Below are 19492 nucleotides of genomic sequence, written 5' to 3' on the forward strand. Positions count from 1 at the left end.
GCAGCGCCGCCCGACCCGGTCCGTCGCCGCACGGTATCGGAGCGCCGTCGGCCCGGGGCGAGCGGTCCGGCGAGGGGCGGGCGTGGCCGGTCGCCCCTCGCCCACCATCCGTCGGCGCAATGGTGGACCGACGGGTGCGGCGGCCCGCCCGGAGTGGACGGGCCGCCGCGCCGGGGATCAGGTGATCGAGGCGAGCAGGAAGGTGGCGGAGCAGGTGACCCCGCCGTTGTTGGTGTAGTAGGCGAGGTACTGCCGCTGGACGGTGCCGTTGGAGTTCACCACCTGCTGGTAGTAGCTGCTGGTGACGCCGAACTGGCAGGTGCTGGTGGACACGGCGGGGTGGAGGCCGGGCAGATAGACCAGCGTCGTCGGGTTGGCGTTGTTCCACACCGATCCGCTGGAGGCCGACGGCGCGAGCGTGCCGGCGGACCAGGTGGTCGAGGTGGAGGTGCTGCCCAGTAGGGCGCTGCCGGCGCAGGTGATGGTGCCGACGTTCTTGACGGTGAAGTAGAACTTCCGCTCACCGTTGGTCTGCCGGGCGTACCAGGAACTGGTCACCTCGAGCTGGCAGGGGGTGGCGCTGGTGGCACCGCTGGGAGCGACCCCGGGCAGGTAGGCGACGTTGGTCGGGTTGTTGTTCCAGACCGAGGTGACCGAACTGCCGGGGGCGAGGCCGCCGAGCGCCCAGGTGGCCCCGGAACTCAGCGAGCTGAGCATGACCTGGGTGCCGCAGGCGATGGCACCGGTGTTGCGGATCGCCCAGTTGAACCGGCGCTCGCCACTGTAGAGCTGGGTGTACCAACTCCTGGTCACCTGGAACTGGCACGGCTGGCTGGTGCTGGCCCCGGTCGGGGAGAGCCCCACCTGGTAGACGGCGCCGGCGGGGTTGTTGTTCCACTGCCAGTTCTGGGTGGCACCCGCGGCGAGGGTGCCCGAGTACCAGGAGGCGACGAGGGTGGTCTTGGCGGCGCGGTCAGGGGCCGACCGGCCGGCGTCGCGGGCGGCCGACGCGGCCGTGGCGCCCAGGGCGGTGGTGAGGAGCAGCGCGGTGGTGGCGAGCGCGGCGAGGCGTTTCATCGTTCCGAGCATGGGGGTACGGAACCTCCTCCGGTCACAGAGACCGATATCGATAAGTGGCAGCCTTGATGCTGCGCTAGGAGTTCGCCGGATCACCGAGAGTGTCGGGATGTACTCACTCGGGGTTTCGTCAACTTCTGGTTGACGGTGCGCACCCGTCAACTTATGGTTGACGCATGACGGAATCCACTCCACTCCCACACCCGGTCCGCCTCGACGAGCTGATCCAGGCCATCAAGAAGGCCCGCCCGGACGCCCTCGACCAGCTCACCGACGCGGTGGTCGTCGCCGATCACCTCGGCGACCTCGCCGACCACCTGATCGGCCACTTCGTCGACCAGGCCCGCCGCTCCGGCGCCTCCTGGACGGAGATCGGCAACAGCATGGGGGTGAGCAAGCAGGCTGCCCAGAAGCGCTCCGCGACGAAGGCCGAGGCGGCGGCGACGCTGGACCCCAACGCCGGGTTCAGCCGCTTCACCCCGCGGGCCCGCAACGTGGTGATCGCCTCGCAGGAGGAGGCCCGAGGCGCCGGCAACGCGGAGATCCGGCCGGAGCATCTGGTGCTCGGCCTGCTCGCCGAACCGGACGGCCTCGCGGCCAAGGCCCTGGTCGCCGAGGGGCTGAGCCCGGCGGCCGTCCGGGAGGCGGTCACGGCGGCGCTGCCCGCGCCGACCGACCAGGTCCCCGACCTGATCCCGTACGACGCGCAGGGCAAGAAAGCCCTCGAACTCACCTTCCGGGAAGCGTTGCGGCTCGGGCACAACTACATCGGCACCGAGCACATCCTGCTGGCGCTGTTGGAGTTGGAGGACGGCACCGGCGTGCTGTCCGGGCTGGGCCTGACCAAGGACGGGGTCGAGTCTCAGATGGCCGCCGCGCTCGCCGGCTTCGCCGCCGGGAAGTAGCGCACCGACCGGCGCTGCGGTGGCCACCACCACGACGCGCGCCGAGCCCACCGGAGCGGGTGGCAATTCCGGCGGTGGCCGGGCGCGGCACCGGGGCGCGCCCGGCCACCGTCGGCTCAGTCGGCGGCGGGGAAGCCGTACCGCAGCGCGTGCTCCGGGTCGGCCGGGTCGATCTGCCGGACGCCGGCGTCGGCGAGGCGCTTGTTGACCTCGTCGAGCTGCTCGCGCACCAGCCGGGCCTCCTCCTCGGTGACCCGGCCCCGGTGCGGCTTCCCGGCGTGGTCGAGGGTGCCGTAGTCGATCTTTTCGGGGCTCTTGCGGGCCTTCGGCGGGCGGACCCGCTCGGCCGTCCGCAACAGCTGTGCCATCGGCGTGTCGGTCGCCATCGCGTCGAACTCGCTGGCATTGAGCACCACCCGGCGAGGTTCTCCGCCGGCGTGCCGGTCGTGGATCTCGACCACCGCCACGTCGAGCGCGGCGTCGTCGATGCCCTCCACCTCGGTCACGGTGGCGTCCAACTGCACGGGCCCGGCCACCAGATCGGGGTGCTCCAGCACGACGACCCTGACCACCTCGTCGTCGGGACGCAGCACGGTGCCGCTGAAGTCGGAGACGTGGATCGTCTTCTTGCCCATGCGCTGCGCTTCTCCTGTCGCTGGCCGGAATCGACCACAAGACGCTACCCGACAGGTGTGCGAACGCCCCGGCCGGACACCCCGGCCGGTCGGTGGTCGGTTTCTCAGCGGGCGGTGAGGCCGCGTCGGATGGAGGAGCCGGCGGGGAGGGTGTCGAGTTCGCTCCAGGAGAGTCGGGCGTCGACACCGCGACCGCGCCGGGCCTCCCGGTACCGCGGCTGGGCCGGGAACCGGCCGGCCGCCTCCGCCGTACCCCAGAATCGCGTGTTGTCCTGCTGGTGCCGGTCATTCGGCTGCATAGGCATGACCATTACCGTCCCAAAGAAAGGTGTCCATGTATGGAAATAGATATGACGGGCGGTCGGTGGACCGGGTTCCGGTGAGGCAGGTCACGGTCCGGTGCTCCGCTACCCGGGGCGCGACACCGACAACCGGGCGTCGGCCGGGACGGGGCGGCGTACCGTGGATCATGGAAGCGGCCATCAGGTGAGAGGGGCGGGCGGTGCTGGACCGGCGGTTGTACCTGCACCTGGCGACCTGGCTCGGGCAGTGGCCCGCCGGACCCGGCCTGCACGTGGTCGGCTCCTGGCGGCGGGCGCGCCCGGCCTGGGACGGCCGCCTCCGTCCGGCCGTCGCGGTCCGGGTCGACGGCAGTGAGGTGCTCTCCGTGCCGCCGCGACAGGTCGAGGCCGTCCGGGCGCTCGCCGAAGGACCACGGTCCGCGCTGTACGAGGCGCTGCCGGCGGCGGTCGGTCAGCCCGGTTGGGTGGTCCACGACGACGTCTTCCGGTGGTGTCTCGCGCCAGCGGCGCTGCCCGACGTGGGCGGCTGGACCACCCCCACCGATCCGGCCTTTCCACCCTGGCTGCACCTGTTCGACTCCGAGGTGCTCGTGGTCCGCGACGTCGACGGCGGCTACCTGGCCGGCGTCGGGATCAAGCGACACGACGCGTACGGGCACGAACTGGCGGTCGGGACGGTGCCGGCGGCGCGCGGCCGGGGGTTGGCCCGCCGGCTCGTCGCGCAGGCCGCCCGCCGGGTGCTCGACGAGGGCGCGGTGCCGACCTACCGGCACGACCCCGCGAACGCCGGTTCCGCCCGGGTCGCCGAGGCGGCCGGCTTCCCGGACCGGGGCTGGTCGTCGTGCGGCGTCTACCCGCCCTGACCGGCCCGGGTGGCCCTCCGGGTGGCGCGCGGACCGTGGATCCCGGGCCGGATCCACGGTCCGCAACCTGCCCCAGGTCCCGCCGTGACCGGCATCACCGGCCGACCCTCGGCGCTGGTTACGCTATGTACTTTTCTGTGCACCGGGCAAGGGCGTCCGGCGCGTTGCCATTGTCCGGTAGTGGACTTGAGCTGCGAAGAGAGGATTCCGGCACCCTTTTACCCCCGGTAACGCACAGTGGTCGACGGGGGTGTCGGCAATGCCCCGGCGGCGGCCCGGCCGAGCGATGTCAGGGCCCACCGGTATGGTCGGGCGTCGCACCGAGGGTCGGCGCGCACGGTCAGCGGTGACCGGTTGACCAGGAGTGGACGGATATGCAGTTGCCGACGCCGGGCGAGGGGTCCGGCCGGGTGGTGCTGGCACCGGTGGGGGACCTGGACATCGCCACCGTCCCCGGGCTGGAACGCACTCTCGACGAGGCACTCGGCCGGGTCGGCCTGTTGGAGATCGTCGTCGACCTCTCCGCCGTCACCTTCCTCGACTCCACGGCGGTGGCCGCGTTGCTGCGCGGGGCGGCCGAGGCGGTCGGCCGGGGAGCCACCCTGCGTCTGATCGACCCGCAACCGGTGGTGTCCCGGGTGCTGCGGATCACTGCGGTCGGGCGGCTGCTCGGCCTCCCCGACGACCACGGCGACCGGCCCCCCGGCGTCGCCGACCCGGCCCCCTGGCGTCGCTGACCCGGCCGGGCCCGGTGCGGGCGTCGTGCTTCAGTCGGTCAGGCCGAGTGCCTCGGCCGCCGCGCGGCCGTTGGCGTGGCTCGCCCCGTAGGTCGTGACGAAGGCCCGTACCCCCTCCGGTCGCCACCGCCCCGGCCAGCCCATCTCCACCACCGTCACCGCATGCGTCGCGGCCAGCGCCCCGACCAGGGCGGGACCGCCGGGCAGTCGGTGCAGGTGCCGCCCGACCAGCACGATCGGCCGACCGGCGGCGAGCCGCCCCACCGCGGCCGGATCGGCCTCGGTGGCGATCACCCGGACCTGCGCGACATCGGACAGGTGGGGACCCAGCCCCCAGGGCACCCGGCCCTCGGCGATGGTGGCGGCGGCGTGCACCTGCACCACGAGCGGCCGTCCCAGCCCGGTCAGGTCGCCCTCGACCCGGACGGCCCGGCGGGCGGCCTGGTAGCCGAGACCGGCCGGGACGGGGGCGGGCGGGACGGGCAGGTCGCGCGGGAGGGCGTCCCGGGTCCAGGCGGCGAGCGCGGCGGCCCGGCCGGCGGCCTGCTCCACCCGGGCCCGGTCCAGCCGGCCGTCGCCGAGCGCCCCGATGATCTCGGCCACCACCCGCTCGACCAGCGCGGCGTCGACCTTCGCGCCCACGCAGAGCAGGTCCGCCCCGGCGGCCAGCGCCCGTACGGCGGCCGACCCGACCCCACCGGCGGCGACGGCCGCGCCCTTCATCTCCAACGCGTCGGTGATCACCGCGCCGGTGAAGCCGTACTCGCCGCGCAGCAGGTCGACCAGGACGGCCCGGCTGAAGGTGGCCGGCCCGTCCCCGGTCAGCGCCGGCACCCGGATGTGCGCCGTCATGACCGCCTGTACGCCCGCGTCGACCACCGCCGCGAAGGGCGGCAGGTCACGGGCCCGCAGCAGCGCCGCGTCGGCGTCCACGGTGGGCAACTCGTGGTGGGAGTCGGCGATGGTGGCGCCGTGGCCCGGGAAGTGCTTGGCGCAGGCCGCCACCCCGACCGACTGGAGGCCCGTCACCGCCGCGGCCGAGTGCGCGGCCACCCGGGCCGGGTCGCTGCCGAACGCGCGGGTGCCGATCACCGGGTTGTCGTCGGCGGTGTTGACGTCGACCGTGGGGGCCAGATCGACGGTGACGCCGACGGCGGCCAGTTCGACGCCGATGGCCGCGTAGATCCGGTGGGTGAGAGTGGTGTCGTCGACCGCGCCGAGCGCCGCGTTGCCCGGGTACGGGCTGCCGGTGGCGTGCGCCAGCCGGGTGACGTCGCCGCCCTCCTCGTCGATGGCGACCAGCACGTCGGGCCGGGCGGCCCGCAGCGCGGCGGTGCTCGCCGCCAACTGGGCCGGGTCGTGCACGTTGGTGCCGAACAGGGTGTGCCCGGCGAGCCCTTCGGCGACCAGGTCGACCGCCCAGTCCGGCGGCACCGGCCCCGGGTACGCGGCCAGCAGTGTGCCCAGCACCAGCCGGCGCAGCCCTGGATCCCCCATCTGACTCTCCCTCTCGTCGCCGCCCGGCACGGACGCCGGTGTGCGGACGCCTCGCCCGGACGCCCCGGGTCTCCGGCCCCCGCGCCACCGGACGGCACGAGTGTCGTCGCGGGCGGCCGGGTCGTCCGAGTCTCCCGGCGTGGGCCGGCCGATACGCTACGGACATCCCTGATCAGCGCGATTCGTTAGCAGAGTTTACGAAAACCAGAGGACGTGGCATGAGTGCGACCCGGCTGCCCGGCACCCCCCGACTGTTGCGGGCGCTCAACGACCGTGCGGCGCTGGAGCTGCTGCTCGAACGCGGCCCGCTCACCCGCGCCCGGCTCGGTGAGCTGACCGGCCTGTCCAAGGTCACCGCCTCGCAGCTGGTCGAGCGGCTGGAGGAACGCGGGCTGGTCGCCCGGGTCGGCGAGCAGGCCGGTGGGCGGGGCCCGAACGCGCAGCTCTACGCCGTCCGGCCGGGCAGCGCGTACGTGGTCGGGGTGGACGTCGGCGCGGAACGGGTGATGGCCGCCTGCGCGGACATCACCGGCGCGGTGGTCAGCCAGGTGGAGCAGTCCACCCGGGACACCGACGACCCGGTCGGCGTGGTGCATACCGCAGTGGTGCAGGCGGCCAGCCGGGCCGGCGCACAGCTGGACAGCGTCCGGCGGGTGGTGCTCGGCACCCCGGGTCTGGTCGATCCGGCGACCGGCGACATCACCTTCGCCTTCAATCTGCCCCGCTGGCACCGGGGGCTGCTCGCCGCGCTGCGGGAGGACCTGCACACCCCGGTCGTCTTCGAGAACGACGTCAACCTGGCCGCCGTCGCCGAGGCGCAGTCCGGCGCGGCGCAGGGGGTGGCGGACTTCGTGCTGGTCTGGGTGGGTGCCGGCGTCGGCCTGGCGATCATGCTGGGTGGCCGGCTGCACCACGGCAGCAGCGGCGCGGCCGGCGAGATCGGTTACCTGCCGGTGCCGGGGGTGCCGATTCCCCGGGACGTCTCGCGCCGGGCCAAGCCGGCGTTCCAGCAACTCGCCGGGGCGGACGCGGTCCGGGCGGTGGCCCGCGAGCACGGCATCGACGCGCCCGATGCGGCCGACGCGGTGCGCGCCGCCATCGCCGCCGGCACCGCCGGTGGCCCGCTCCTCGACGAGTTGGCCCGCCGGCTCGCCCTCGGGGTGGCCAGCACCTGTGTGGTGCTGGACCCGCCGCTGGTGGTGCTCGCCGGTGAGGTGGGGCAGGCCGGCGGCGTGGCGTTGGCCGAGCGGGTGCAGCACGAGGTGGCCGCGATCACCCTGGTCCGACCCCGGGTGGTGCCCACCGGGCTGACCGAGGAGCCGATCCTGCGGGGGGCGCTGCGCACCGCGCTGGACGCGGTCCGGGACGAGGTGTTCGGGTCGACCGTCGGCTGACCGTGCGTCCCGCCACCCCGCCTCCATGTGAAGGAATACTCCAGCACCGCCCCCGATCTCGGCAAGATATCGCCAGGATCGGGGGCGGCCGCCGCAGTGGTCCGGCGTCGTACGGGTGGTGCTTCGTGGGTGGGGGACGGACTGGTGCGGGTCCACCGCACCGGGCGGCCTGCCCGTCACGTGACGCCTACCCGGTGCCGCCGACGCCTCAGGTGCAGGGACGCGACCCCAGGTAGGTACTGCCGTCGCCGGTGCCGCCCTCCGGGTCGAGGGCGTAGACGTGGATCTGGGTGCCCGGCGAGCATCCGGAGAGCGTGAACCGGAAGCCGTGTACGCCGGTGGTGCCGAAGTACGAGTTCACGTCCGGCCGGTTGGTCGCGGTCGGGAAGTCGCCCCGGTACGTCCCCACGCCCGCCGGCCCGCCCTGGTAGACAGCCACCGCCGAGGAAGTCGTCGGCAGGTCCACGTCGACCGCCCAGCCCTCGACGGTCGATCCGGTGAGGAGTTCGAAGTTGCCGCGTGGTGGTGAGGTCCACCGGAACACCCGGGTGTCACCCGCGTTGAACGACATGTTGGTCAGCTGCGAACAGTTGCGGCACATCTCGACATCACTGGGGTACAGGGCGGTCTCGTAGACGCGGGGCATGCTCTGCGGGAGTCGCACGGTCTTCACTCCGGTGCTGCCGGCGTGCACCATCAGCATGTTTCCGGTCGCCTCCACGATGTCGCCCACGGGCGCGAAGTGGTGCACGCCCGCGTCCTCGCTGATCTTGCGGAGCGCGGCCAGGGGAAGCTTGGGCGCGGCGGCGTACACCGACGTCCAGCTGCCGCCCGCGACGGGGATCGTCTTGCGGGCCAACGAGACCCCGCCCGCCTGGTAGGTGCCGAGGGTCGACGCGCCCGGGTCGGTGACGGTGAACCACGGGGTCAGTGGATATCCGGGACCGCCGGTCTGCCCGACGAACGAGTAGCTCTGGCCCAGGGGTGGCGTGCCGGCGCCCTTGGCGACCGTGATGCCGGTGAGCGCGGTCATCGAGGTGGTCGCGGCGGCCTGGTCGTCCTGCACGTACCCGGCGGCGTACAGCGACAACACGGTACGGCCGGGGGTCTTCAGTTTCGTGTCGATCGCCGTACGCACCGTCGAGGACACCGCGTAGGCGTTGGGCAGCACGGCGAGCTTGACGGCGCTGAGGTCGAGGTTGCCCTTGGTCAGGTCGCTGAGCAGGTAGTGCCGTACCGGGGTGCCCAGCCGGGTCAGGTCGTCCACCAGGTTGGACAGCTGGTCGCTGGCGAAGGCGTAGGAGCTCTCCCCGGCGGGCGTCAGGGCCGGCTGGTAGTTGGCCGACACGTCGTCGACGAACACCGCGACCTGCGGCTGATAGGCGTTCGCGCCGCCGAGCTGGATCTTGTCGGCGGCCCGGAACACCGACTGGAGGTTCCCCCACAGGGTCTCCGACTCGGTGGTTCGGGCCGGGTCGCCGAACCAGCCGTACCCCTGGAGATCCAGGAAGTGGATGGCCCGCCCGCCGATCGCGGCGGTCATCAGGTTGCGGCGCAGCAGGCGGATGCTGTCCCACAGGTTCGTGGCGGTCTGGAACGGGATGGGCTGGCAGTTCGACGGCGCGCAGGCCAGCAGGGTGCGGGTGTCGTCCTCGTCCAGCCACAGCTTGTTGGCCAGCCGCATGGTGTCCGGCGGTCCCTGCTGGACGAACCCGTTACCCAGGCTCCGACTGGTGCCGTAGGAGTAAGGGACACCGATGATGTCCACGTACGGGCTGTCGACCAGTGTCGTCAGGTCGTTGCTTCCGCTGATCGCCAGTTCGGTGCGTAGGCCGTAGAGGTAGCCGTAGAACACCGTGGTGAGGATGCGATTGCCGGTCACCTGCTTGGCCTTGGCCAGCAGCCGGGTGATGGCCGCGACGTTGCGCGCCGACATGTACTGGTTGTATTTGGCGGCCCGCAACGAGTTGATGTCGGCCGGGTCCAGCACGGTGCCGCGCGACGCTCCCGAGGCCGGTGGCGACTGGCCGGGCACGGCGTTGTTGCGCTCGGTGGGCGTGGCCGATCGGCAGTTGGAGACCAGACTCGCCGGCAGGGCGTTCCACCCGCAGAAGCCGGCCTCGGCGCTGTCGGAGTAGTCGTCCAGATAGAACGAGTGCCGGCCGCGTGGGCCGGGTTGGGTGCCCGCGTCGTTGGTCCAGGGGTAGAGCTGGCAGACCTGCACGCCGTCCGGGCCGGTGCCGCACAGGTCCGGGGCGCCCCAGTTCAGCATCTTGTTGGTGGTGTCGTGGTAGCCGTAGGGCCGGTAGAACCACTCGCCGCCGTTCTCGTAGGCGATCAGCAGCGACATCACCCGGCCGGGGTACTGGGAGTCCATCCGGGTCAGCACGCGGGTGATCTGCTGTTCCTGGTAGGCCAGCCAGGACTCGTCGAACGTCCACGGGTGGCCCGCCCCGTTGGTGTCGTCGCGCACGTTGCCCTGGAGGTCCTTCATCCGCATGGGCTTGGCGTTCGAGGGTGCGTCCTGCAGGTACATCCGGACCATCAGGTACGGCCGGGGGTTGAGCTGGTTGAGCTTGCCGGCCAACTGGTCGATGAAGTCGTTGCTGGTGTTGTTCAGGTGCACCTGGAGCATGGGCGCGACGTTCATCTCCGCCGCGCCCGTGTTCGCCGCGGCCAGTTGTGCCTGGTAGTTGAAGTAGGACCAGTTGTTCTCCCCGATCGGGACGCTCTGTGTGTTCAGTGCCATGAAGAACGGCGTGGTCGTCCGGCAGCCGCCGCCCTGATCACACAACTGGATCACCTTGCGGCCGTTGCGGTTGACGATCGTCGACTGCGGTCCGGACCAGCCGTCGGCGTGGGCGTACTCGGTCGACAGGATGGGGGTGAACGGGATCAGGACAAGCGCGATCAGGATGGCGAGCAGTCGTCTCATGGGTCCTCCCGGCGCTGGCGTGACAGTGGGTGGGAGCGACGGCGACGGCGAGGCGTGGTCCCGGCACCCCGGGCCCGCGCCCCGCCGTCGGCCGGCGGGACAGCCGATCAGAGGAGCAGGTATCCCTGCGTCCCCTCGCTGTTCTGCCCCTCACAGTTCGGGTCCGGCGAGTCGAAGTGATCCGCGCCGCCGCGCGTGATGCACCGGTAGAGGAGCTGGTAGGGCGCGGCCGGCGGGCTGTCGTAGGCGTAGCCGATCACCCCGAGGAAGGTCCGGCCCTCACAGTTGGCGGACACGGAGGTGAACCGGTCGTTGCCCACCTGGCACTGGTACAGGGGGTGGCTGCCGGCGAGCTGGGCGGTGAGCACCTTCCCGAGGCTGCCCTCGGCCTGGTAGCTGCCGCCGGGATGGGTGGTGGAGCTGACGTGGTCCCGGCCGGACCAGAAGTACCGGGTGAGCATGGCGGTGCCGGGGGAGGGTGGGGCCGAGCCCGTGTACAGCAGGCGGTTCGGCGAACCCGTGCCCGGGTTGGTGATCTTGTTGGGGGTCGAGGCGTCGAAGAGGGTGGCGGCCACCTGGGCCGGGGTGAGCCCGGTGTTGCCGGCCAGCACCAGCGCGGCGGCGCCCGCGACGTGCGGGGCGGCCATCGAGGTGCCGCTGAGCGTGGCGGTGGCGGTGTCGCTCCCGTTGGACGCCGAGACGATGCCCTCCCCCGGGGCGAAGATGTCGGTGCAGGTGCCCCAATTCGAGAACGACGCGCGGGTGTCCGCCGTGGTGCTGGCGTTCACGGTGATCGCCTCGGCGACCCTGGCCGGGGTGAAGCCGCACGCGTCGGTGTTGTTGTTGCCGGAGGCGATGGAGTAGACGACGCCGTCGGCGATGGAGTTGCGCACCGCCGCCTCGAGCGTGCCGTCGGCTCCGACCGCACCGAGGCTCATGTTGGCCACGGCCGGCACGCCGGCGGCGTGGTGGCCGGTCACCCAGTCGATGCCGGCGGTGACCCCGGCCAGGGTGCCGTTGCCGCTGCAGTCCAGCACCTTGACCGCGACCAGGGCGACCCCCTTGGCGACGCCGTACTGGGAGCCGCCGATGGTGCCCGCGACGTGGGTGCCGTGGCCGTTACCGGAGCAGTCCGCGTCGATGCCGTCGCCGGTGGTGTTGGTGCCCCAGGTGGCCCGGCCGCCGAAGGTGGTGTGGGTGGTCCGGATGCCGGTGTCGATCACGTACGCGCGTACGTTGGACGCCGTCGTCGGGTAGGAGTAGCTGGCGTCCAACGGGAGGTTTCGCTGGTCGATCCGGTCCAGGCCCCAGGACGGCGGGCTGGGCTGGGTGTCGAGCGCCCGCACGACCCGGTTCTGCTCGACGTACGCCACGTCGGCCTCGGCCGCCAGCCGTCGCGCGGTGGTGCGGGTCATGGTGCCGGCGAAACCATGGACCGCGTGCTCGTAGGTGTGCTCCACGTCGACGTCGTACCTCGCGGTCAGCCGTCCGGTCAGTGCGGCCACATTCGCACGGGCATCGACGGTGCCGTGATCGTCGAATACGACGAGGTAGCTGTCGGCAATGGCGTCCGGACCGCCGCTACCGACTACCTGCCCTGCGGCGATTGCTGGATTTGCAATTCCCACGGCCAGAATGGTTGCCGCGGCGGCAACTGTGCTCAGGCCTGCCCGAAACCGGCGGTGTACCCGTAGCTGATCCATGGCAGTGAATGATTCAACCTCCGTCACTGACTGTCAATGCGTTGACTGTCGATGTTCCGTGGAGTAATGAGTCGCTCAGGTTCATTCCCCCGAACCCGGCCTGAAGTGTGGAAAAGGGGATCTGTCCGCATTGTCGCCCAGACTCCGTTGGCCTCTGGTCAGGTGAAACGAATGGTGATTCCGTTGGCCTGGTCGGCAGAATGGTCGTCTCGATGGCACCTGTTGAATTCGAGCCGGTCCGATAGCGGCCCCGTCCGGTGTCAATGGCGGCCACTGCTGCGCTATTCGACATATCCAAACCGTCGCGGTGTTGGCAGGCGCACGACCTCCGCTCCGTGGCCCGGTGGCTTCCTCGCCATGCGCTACCGGGTCGGCGGTCAGTAGGATGATGGAATCGACCTGCGACTCGTTTCCCCACCCGACACCAGATTCTTCCCCGTGGAAACCGAAAAGCAGGAAACCGCCGTTGGTGGCCCATTCTCGGCGGTGCTTTGTCAGGCTGTTGTGCTGTGTCGCCCGGGTGGGCATCGTGGTGGCTTCTGGTGGGGTGCTGCGCGGCGGCGTTCGGCCACGGCCGCGATCGGCGCGGTGGAGCCGCGGGTGCCCGCGGCGACCGCCGAACAGGGCCCACCACCACCGACCGCCCGATGGCGACTACGGCCGGGGCACCGGGCTCCGCCAAGGCCTGACCGAACGCGACACCGGCCACATCGTCACGATCACCTTGTCCCACCGAAGCAGGTCACGGCCCAGCTAGAGCAGGTCGCGGCGGCGGAAGGCGGTGAACGCGGCCCCGGCGACCGCCCCGGTCAGTGCCAGCAGCACCAGGAGCGCCGGAGCCCAGGTGATCGTGTAGAGACCGCCGTCGCAGACGCCGCCTCCCGGCGGGCAACCGTTGCCGTCCCAGAGTTCCACCTTGCCGGACAACCAGGCACCCAGGTAGGTGGAGAGCATCAACTGGTCCGGCCGGGCCACGTCGATGATCTGTAGCACCAGCCGGCAGCCCACCTCCCAGACCACCGCGTACGCGGCGACCGCGCCGAGCGCCGCCGAGGTGTGCCGGCCCAGCGTGGCGATCCCGAAGCCCAGCACCGCCGCGAGCAGCACCAGCACCAGGCCCCGCCCGTAGATGGCACCGAGCTGCCCCCAGAACTCCCCGTCCAGCGGGCCCGGCAGGCCGGCCGTCTGCCCGATCGTCCAGAAGGTGCCCAGGTACAACGCCGACGCCAGCACCGAGAGCGCGGCCACCACCCCGACCAGGGTGCCCAGCTTCGTGCCGAGCACGGTGAGCCGGCCCGGACGCCAGAGCAGCAGGTTGACCACCCCACCGGAGTTCAGGTCCGCGCCGATGTACGACGCGCCCACCAGGAAGGCGAACAGCACCAGGAACGCGATCAGGAAGTAGAGCAGCCCGCGGGCCTCGTGGGAGAAGACGAAGACCGACGAGAGGTAGTCGGTGGCCAGCGGCAACTGCGCCATCCGCGCCGGGTCCAGCTCAGCGCAGTCCGCCGGCACGTACTCGCCGTCCTTGATGATCGGGATCTCGCCCGCCTTGATCTGCAGGCAGCGGGTGTGTTCCGCCTCCATCGCGGCCACCGCCCGCGCGGCCTGCGTCTGTGCGGCGGACATCTCGCTCGTCGTCGGCCGGTGTGACCCGAGCAGGGTGGTCGCGGTGGTGACCGCGAAGGCCACCGCGAGCAGCAGCACCATCAGCTGGACGAAGCGTCGGGCGGTCAGCCGCTCCAACTCGGCACGGACCAGGTTCACGCGTCCACCCTCCGACCGTCGGTCCGGTCCAGTTCGATCAGCGGCTCAGCGGCGGAGCCGGTTTCGTCGGAAATGGCATCGTCCGGGGTGGTGCCGTCCGGCTGTCGGGGCGGGGCCGCCCCGGCGGTGAGTTCGAGGAACACACTCTCCAGGTCCGGCCGGATCGGGGTCAGCTCGCGCACCCACAGACCCTGACCGCCCAGGGTGCTGCTGATCAGCTCCGACTCCGGCACGCCACCGACCACCAGCACGTCGTCGAGGTGACCGGTGACCGTCAGCCCGGCCGCCCGCAACAGCTCCGCGCCCCGCTCCGGCTCGGCCACCCGGACCCGCCACTCGTGCGGGTCGTGCCCGGCCAGCACGTCGTCCACCCGGCCGGCGGCCACCCGACGACCCCGCGCGATGATCGTGACGTGGTCGCAGATCAGCTGGATCTCGGCGAGCAGGTGGCTCGACACCAGCACGGTCACCCCGGACTCGGCGAGCGTCCGCATCAGGTCGCGCATCTCCCGGATACCGGCCGGGTCCAGCCCGTTCGCCGGCTCGTCCAGGATCAGCAGCTCCGGATTCTTCAACAACGCCGACGCGACGGCCAGCCGCTGCTTCATGCCCAGCGAGTAGCCCTTCACCCGGTCCTCGCTGCGGTCCCGGAGGCCGACCTGGTCCAGCACCTCGTCCACCCGGGACGTCGGCACACCACCGGCCACCGCCAGCAACCGCAACGTGCGGTGCCCGGTGAAGTTGCCGAAGAACTGCGGGCTCTCCACGATCGCGCCGACCCGGCCGGCGACCCGGCCCAACTGCTCCGGGGCCGACGCGCCCAGCACCCGCAGCTCCCCGGCGTCGGCGTTGACCAGCCCCAGCAGGGCGCGCAGCGTGGTGGTCTTGCCGGAGCCGTTCGGGCCGAGGAAGCCGTGCACCTGGCCCGCCTCGACGACCATGTCGAAACCGTCCACCGCCACCCGGCTGCCCCGCCGCAGGGTACGGAACGTCTTACGCAGGCCGGCGATCTCGATGACCGCGCTCATCCGCTCCACCCCTCGTCTCGTACGGGCATGGGTCGTCCTCCCGGTGTGGTGACCAACGACACGGTGCCCCACCCTAGAGCCGGGCCACCGCCCGTGGGGGGCAGCCCCGGAGCTGCGTGGTTGGATGGAGCGGTGACTGGTGACCCGCTCCCCGCCGCAGCCGCCCCCTCGACCGTGGACGCGGATCTGGTGGTCAGCCTGGACGGCGTCACCGTCCGGCGATCCGGCACCGCCCTGCTGCACGACGTCGACTGGCAGGTCGAGCTGGACGAACGCTGGGTGGTGCTCGGCCCCAACGGTGCCGGCAAGACCACCCTGCTCAACCTCGCCTCCGGTCGGCTGCACCCGAGCAGCGGGGTGGCCCACGTGCTCGGCGAGCGGATCGGCCGTACCGACGTCACCGAGCTGCGGACCCGGATCGGTCTGACCACCGCGGCGGTGGCCGAGCGGCTTCCCGCTGAGGAGCGGGTCAGCGACGTCGTGGTCACCGCCGCCTGGTCGGTGGTCGGCCGGTGGCGGGAGAGCTACGACCCGGCCGACGAGGCCCGTGCCCACGCCCTGCTCGGCCAGCTCGGCGTCGGCCACCTGGCGGACCGGACGTACGGCACCCTCTCCGAGGGCGAGCGCAAGCGGGTGCAGATCGCCCGTGCCCTGATGACCGATCCGGAGCTGCTGCTGCTCGACGAACCGGCCGCCGGGCTCGACCTGGGTGGGCGCGAGGACCTGGTCGGCCGGCTCGCCGAGCTGGCGTACGACCCCGATGCCCCGGCCCTGGTGCTGGTCACCCACCACGTCGAGGAGATCCCGCCGGGCTTCACCCACGCGGTGCTGCTGCGCGACGGCGCGGTGGTCGCCCAGGGGCTGCTCGCCGACACGCTGACCGGCGACAACCTCAGCAAGACCTTCGGGCTGCCGCTGGTGGTCGAACGACGTGGCGAACGCTGGACCGCCCGCGCCGCCTGACCGACCGGTGCCGCCCGGCGCGGGTGGGCGATGGAGGCCCTAGACTCGCCGCGGAACGTGCGGTCGGCGGGAGGTCGTGGTGCGGCAGAGCCGGATCGTCGTGGTGGGCAGCGCGAACATGGACGTGGTCGGGGCGGGTCCGAGACTGCCCCGGCCCGGGGAGACCGTGCTCGGTAACGACTTCGTGATGGTGCCCGGCGGCAAGGGCGCCAATCAGGCCGTCGGCGCCGTCCGGGCCGGGGCCGCCTGCACCTTCCTCGGCGCGCTCGGTTCCGACTCGTTCGGGGTCACCCTGCGGGCCCGGATCACCGCCGCGCAGGTGGACACCACCCACCTGCGGGTGGTGTACGGGGCGTCCGGGGTGGCGCTGGTCATGGTCAACGCGGCCGGCGAGAACGCCATCCTGGTCACCCCCGGTGCGAACGCCGCCTTCACCGCCCTCACCGAGGCCGAGCTGGACGTCGTACGCGGGGCGGACGTGCTGGTCGCCCAGTTGGAGATCCCGGTCGAGACGGTGACCGAGGCGGCGGTGGCCGCCCGTGCCGCCGGCACCCGGGTGATCCTCAACGCCGCACCGGCCCGGCAGGTGCCCGCCGAGCTGCTGGCCGCGGTGGATCTGCTGGTGGTCAACGAGACCGAGGCGCAGCTGCTCACCGGCCGGGGCCGGGACGAGCCGGCGGCACTGCTGACGCTGGTGCCCAGGGCGGTGCTCACCCTCGGTGGCGAGGGCGCCTGGTACGTCGACCGGGACGGCCGTGCCGTGCACGTGCCACCCGTCCCGGTGGAGGTGGTCGACTCGACCGCCGCCGGGGACGCGTTCACCGCCGCCCTGGCCGTGGCCTGGGGTGAGGGTCGCGAGATGGTCGACGCGGTGCGTTGGGCGGCGGCGGCCGGCGCGGCCTGTGTCCGCCGGCTCGGCGCATCCGTGGCCCTGCCCCGCCGCGCCGAGATCGACGCCCTCTACACCCCGTGACGCTGCCGGACCCGAGCCCGGTCCGGTCCTTCGCGGGAGTCGCCTTCCGTCCCGCCCCGAAGTCGCGCGGGGCCCGGCCGAGGTTGGTGTGCAGCACCACCCCGATGGCGGGCCCGCGGACCGGATCACGTGGCCTGGTACGGGGTCATCCCGCCGACCGGGTGCTCAGCCGGTCGGGTCGTCGCTGAGCCGCTCACCCCGGCGACGCAGCATGCCCAGGCCGGGGATGCCGGCGACGGCGAGCTTGAGGTCGCGGGTCACGTCGAGCAGGTCGTGCAGGTCCGGGCCGACCCGGTCCAGGGTGGCCAGGATCGGCAGCACGTCCGAGGTCAGGTGTTCCTTCAGCTTGGGCAGCTCGTCGACGAGCCGGATCGCCGCGACCACCTCCTCGTGGCTCAGCTCGGCGACGAACCGGTTCGCCATCGGCGCACCCCGACGCAACGCCGGCTCGTACGCGGCCAGCAGCTCCGCCGCGACGGTGGCGGCGCCCTCCGCGGTGGCCACCGTGCCGGCGGCCCGACCCGCCACCGTCCCGGCCTCGGCGATCACCGTGCCGGCGGCCCGGGACACCTGCCCGGCCTCGGCCACCAGGCCGGCCGCCGCCCCGGCGACCCGTTCCGCCTCGGCGACCACCACGGCCGCCGCCCCGGCGACCTCGGTGGCCTGCGCGATGGCCGTGGTCGCCGCCGTGCTGATCACCGCCACCTCACGTACCGCCGTCTCGGCGTCGGTGAGCACCCGGTCGGTGCGGTCCAGGGTCGCCTCGATCCGGTCCACCACCCCGCCTATCCGGGTCAGCAGCGCCTCCACCCCGTCGAGCACGGCGAAGGCGCGGGCCGGCACGGCGGCGAACGAGGCGGCCGAACCGAACGCCTGGTCGAGGGCGGCGCGGGTGAGGCCGACGACGGCGGTCGGTCGGGGCAGGGGGATGGCCATGTCACCCAGTGTGCGCCGGGTCGGCCAGTGCCGCCCGTCGGTGCGGGCCGGGCCCGGACGCGGGCGTGCTCCCGGCCGTAGGTCGGACGTGGGCCGGCCGGGATCGTGGACGTCCCGCCGGGCGGTAGGGTGCCGCCATGTCGGTCCACCCCTCCGGCGTGACGCCGGCCGGCCGTGGACTCGCGGTGCTGGCGGTGCTGGCGGTCCTCGCCCTGCTCCTCGGCGGCTTCGGACTGTCCCGGGCGGACGCCGGCCTGACCACCCGCCAGGTGACCGTCGACGGGGTCCCGTTGACCGAGGTGCGGGCCGAGGTGCGGGCCGAGGTGCGGTCCGGGACGGGGGCCGGGCCGACGGCGGGTGGCCGACCGGGCGTGGTGATCGCCCACGGTTTCGCTGGTTCGGCCCGGCTGATGCGTCCGCTCGCCGACACGGTGGCCCGGCAGGGCGCGGTCGCGCTGCTTGTCGACTTCGCCGGGCACGGCGGTAATCCGGCCCCCCTGGCCGGGGCGGGACGCGACGACGCCGACTCCCGCGCCATCCTGGAACACGACCTGACCGTCGCCGTCGGGCACCTGCGCGGCCGGCCCGACGTCGACCCGACCCGGATCGTCCTGGTCGGACACTCGATGGGCGCGGGTGCGGTGACCCGTTACGCCGCCGGTCACCCCGACATCGCCCGGACCGTGGCGATCTCGCTGCCCGACGACCGCGACCTGCCCGACGGTCGGCCGGAGGGGCTGCTGCTGGTCGTCGGCGGCCTGGAGTTCCCGGGCTTCCGCGCCACCGCCGAGGCGGCCTCCCGCCGGGGCGTCGGGCGGCGGCTGGTGGTGGTGCCGGGGGTCGAGCACATCTCGGTGCTCTTCGCCGGCCGTACCCACACCGAGGTCGCCGCCTGGGCCGGTGGTGGCGACGGCGCAGCACCGCGTCCGGCCGCCCGACTGGTCCCGAGCGGGCTGCTGTTGCTCGGCTTCGCGCTCGGCTTCACCCCGCTGACGGCGCTGCTGACCGGGCACCGGAGGGTGTCGCCCGAGCGCCGGCCCCGGGGCGGGTCGGTCGCTCCCGCTCCCGTCGTGCTGGCGGTGGCGACGTGCGCCACCGGCCTGGGCGTGCTGCTCGGCGCGGTGACGCCGACCAGCCGGCTCCCGCTCGCGGTGGGCGGCTACCTGACCGGCTTCCTCCTGGTCACCGGCGGCCTGCTGGCCACCGCACGCCGGTGGCCGCTGCCCACCTGGCCCGCCGCGGCGACCCCGGCGTCGTCCCGGTTCCGGCCGCCGCCCCGGTCCATGCCGCAGCCCCGGCTCCGGCCGGCGGGCCCGTCCCGGCCGGCGGGTCACCCGGCCGCCGCGCGCCGGTCCGGTCCGTGGTCGCCACCCTGCTGTTGACCGGGTACGCCGCGATCGCCGTCGCCGTGCCGATCCACCTGGGCCTCACCTGGGCCGTGCCGGTGGGGCCCCGGTGGTGGCTGCTGCCCGTGGTGGCGGTCGGCTGCCTGGTCTTCCTGGCCGGTGCGGAGCTGGCGACGGACGGGCGGAGCTGGCGGTACGCGGCGGTCGGCGCGCTCGCCGTGCCGGCACTGACCGGGGCGGCCGTGGTGGGGCTGGCCCCCGGTTTCGTGCTGCTGGTGGTGCCGCTGTTCGCGGTGCTGATCGGCTGGCAGGCCGCCTGGGCGGCGGTGCTGCGTCGGGCCGGTGCGCCCCGGTGGTCACCGGCGCTGGTGGGCGCGGTCCTGCTGGCCTGGCCGGTCGCCACCGCGCTGCCGCTGAGCTGAACCGCAGCA

17 protein-coding genes are annotated in these 19492 nt (G+C 72.9%); 8 read left to right on the forward strand and 9 right to left on the reverse strand.

All coding sequences use genetic code 11. The features are described from left to right. Positions 1 to 177: 177 nt before the first annotated feature. A complete protein-coding gene (locus ACQP1S_RS06535; RefSeq protein WP_432904156.1) occupies positions 178 to 1077 on the reverse strand; it encodes a hypothetical protein in 900 nt (299 codons plus the stop codon). 176 nt (positions 1078 to 1253) lie between these two features. Between ACQP1S_RS06535 and ACQP1S_RS06540 the strand changes: the two genes are divergently transcribed. Beyond that, complete coding sequence (locus tag ACQP1S_RS06540) at positions 1254 to 1982, forward strand: Clp protease N-terminal domain-containing protein (protein WP_432904158.1); 729 nt, start codon at positions 1254 to 1256, stop codon at positions 1980 to 1982. 116 nt (positions 1983 to 2098) lie between these two features. Here the strand turns inward: ACQP1S_RS06540 and ACQP1S_RS06545 are convergent, their stop codons facing one another. Together ACQP1S_RS06545 and ACQP1S_RS06550 are read right to left on the reverse strand one after the other, a co-directional pair. Next, entirely contained in the window at positions 2099 to 2617 is a 519-nt protein-coding gene (locus tag ACQP1S_RS06545; RefSeq protein ID WP_432904161.1) for a hypothetical protein, read from the reverse strand. 104 nt (positions 2618 to 2721) lie between these two features. Beyond that, positions 2722 to 2916: a DNA repair protein gene (locus tag ACQP1S_RS06550; RefSeq protein WP_432904164.1), complete on the reverse strand. Its 195-nt coding sequence runs from the start codon at positions 2914 to 2916 to the stop codon at positions 2722 to 2724. 203 nt (positions 2917 to 3119) lie between these two features. Here ACQP1S_RS06550 and ACQP1S_RS06555 point away from each other — a divergent pair, with 203 nt between their 5' ends. Then, positions 3120 to 3782 (forward strand): GNAT family N-acetyltransferase, encoded by a 663-nt coding sequence (locus tag ACQP1S_RS06555; protein ID WP_432904167.1) that lies wholly within the window; start codon positions 3120 to 3122, stop codon positions 3780 to 3782. Positions 3783 to 4156: 374 nt separating this feature from the next. Then, a complete protein-coding gene (locus tag ACQP1S_RS06560) occupies positions 4157 to 4519 on the forward strand; it encodes an STAS domain-containing protein (RefSeq protein ID WP_091245457.1) in 363 nt (120 codons plus the stop codon). A 30-nt stretch (positions 4520 to 4549) separates the two neighbouring features. Here the strand turns inward: ACQP1S_RS06560 and ACQP1S_RS06565 are convergent, their stop codons facing one another. After that, positions 4550 to 6016: a glycoside hydrolase family 3 N-terminal domain-containing protein gene (locus tag ACQP1S_RS06565; RefSeq protein ID WP_432904171.1), complete on the reverse strand. Its 1467-nt coding sequence runs from the start codon at positions 6014 to 6016 to the stop codon at positions 4550 to 4552. A gap of 218 nt (positions 6017 to 6234) precedes the next feature. Between ACQP1S_RS06565 and ACQP1S_RS06570 the strand changes: the two genes are divergently transcribed. Beyond that, the gene (locus tag ACQP1S_RS06570) at positions 6235 to 7410 is read left to right on the forward strand and encodes an ROK family transcriptional regulator (protein WP_432904173.1); all 1176 of its coding nucleotides are present in this window, start codon (positions 6235 to 6237) and stop codon (positions 7408 to 7410) included. Positions 7411 to 7618: 208 nt separating this feature from the next. Here ACQP1S_RS06570 and ACQP1S_RS06575 read toward each other — a convergent pair whose 3' ends face one another. From ACQP1S_RS06575 to ACQP1S_RS06590, 4 genes are all read right to left on the reverse strand, one after another. Beyond that, on the reverse strand, positions 7619 to 10345 hold the full coding sequence (locus ACQP1S_RS06575; RefSeq protein ID WP_432904176.1) for a hypothetical protein: 2727 nt from the start codon (positions 10343 to 10345) through the stop codon (positions 7619 to 7621). 107 nt (positions 10346 to 10452) lie between these two features. Continuing rightward, entirely contained in the window at positions 10453 to 11850 is a 1398-nt protein-coding gene (locus ACQP1S_RS06580) for a S8 family peptidase (protein WP_432904179.1), read from the reverse strand. A gap of 951 nt (positions 11851 to 12801) precedes the next feature. Beyond that, a complete protein-coding gene (locus ACQP1S_RS06585; protein WP_432904182.1) occupies positions 12802 to 13815 on the reverse strand; it encodes an ABC transporter permease subunit in 1014 nt (337 codons plus the stop codon). Continuing rightward, entirely contained in the window at positions 13812 to 14843 is a 1032-nt protein-coding gene (locus ACQP1S_RS06590; protein WP_432904184.1) for an ABC transporter ATP-binding protein, read from the reverse strand. Before ACQP1S_RS06590 ends, ACQP1S_RS06585 begins: the two co-directional genes overlap by 4 nt. A 132-nt stretch (positions 14844 to 14975) precedes the next feature. Between ACQP1S_RS06590 and ACQP1S_RS06595 the strand changes: the two genes are divergently transcribed. Both ACQP1S_RS06595 and ACQP1S_RS06600 read left to right on the forward strand, forming a co-directional pair. Next, entirely contained in the window at positions 14976 to 15806 is an 831-nt protein-coding gene (locus tag ACQP1S_RS06595) for an ABC transporter ATP-binding protein (RefSeq protein WP_245722502.1), read from the forward strand. Between the two features lie 79 nt (positions 15807 to 15885). Then, complete coding sequence (locus ACQP1S_RS06600; protein ID WP_091246200.1) at positions 15886 to 16779, forward strand: ribokinase; 894 nt, start codon at positions 15886 to 15888, stop codon at positions 16777 to 16779. 165 nt (positions 16780 to 16944) lie between these two features. On the opposite strand, the gene ACQP1S_RS06605 is transcribed toward ACQP1S_RS06600, so the two are convergent. Beyond that, complete coding sequence (locus ACQP1S_RS06605) at positions 16945 to 17715, reverse strand: hypothetical protein (protein WP_432904189.1); 771 nt, start codon at positions 17713 to 17715, stop codon at positions 16945 to 16947. Between the two features lie 137 nt (positions 17716 to 17852). On the opposite strand from ACQP1S_RS06605, the gene ACQP1S_RS06610 reads away from it, so the two are divergent. Beyond that, positions 17853 to 19097: a dienelactone hydrolase family protein gene (locus ACQP1S_RS06610; protein WP_432904192.1), complete on the forward strand. Its 1245-nt coding sequence runs from the start codon at positions 17853 to 17855 to the stop codon at positions 19095 to 19097. Continuing rightward, positions 19076 to 19483, forward strand: a complete 408-nt coding sequence (locus tag ACQP1S_RS06615; protein WP_432904193.1) for a hypothetical protein — start codon at positions 19076 to 19078, stop codon at positions 19481 to 19483. The genes ACQP1S_RS06610 and ACQP1S_RS06615 overlap by 22 nt, the downstream gene beginning before the upstream one ends. Positions 19484 to 19492 lie beyond the last annotated feature (9 nt).

The sequence above is a fragment of the Micromonospora matsumotoense genome, assembly GCF_050951065.1.
Lineage (GTDB): Bacteria > Actinomycetota > Actinomycetes > Mycobacteriales > Micromonosporaceae > Micromonospora > Micromonospora matsumotoensis.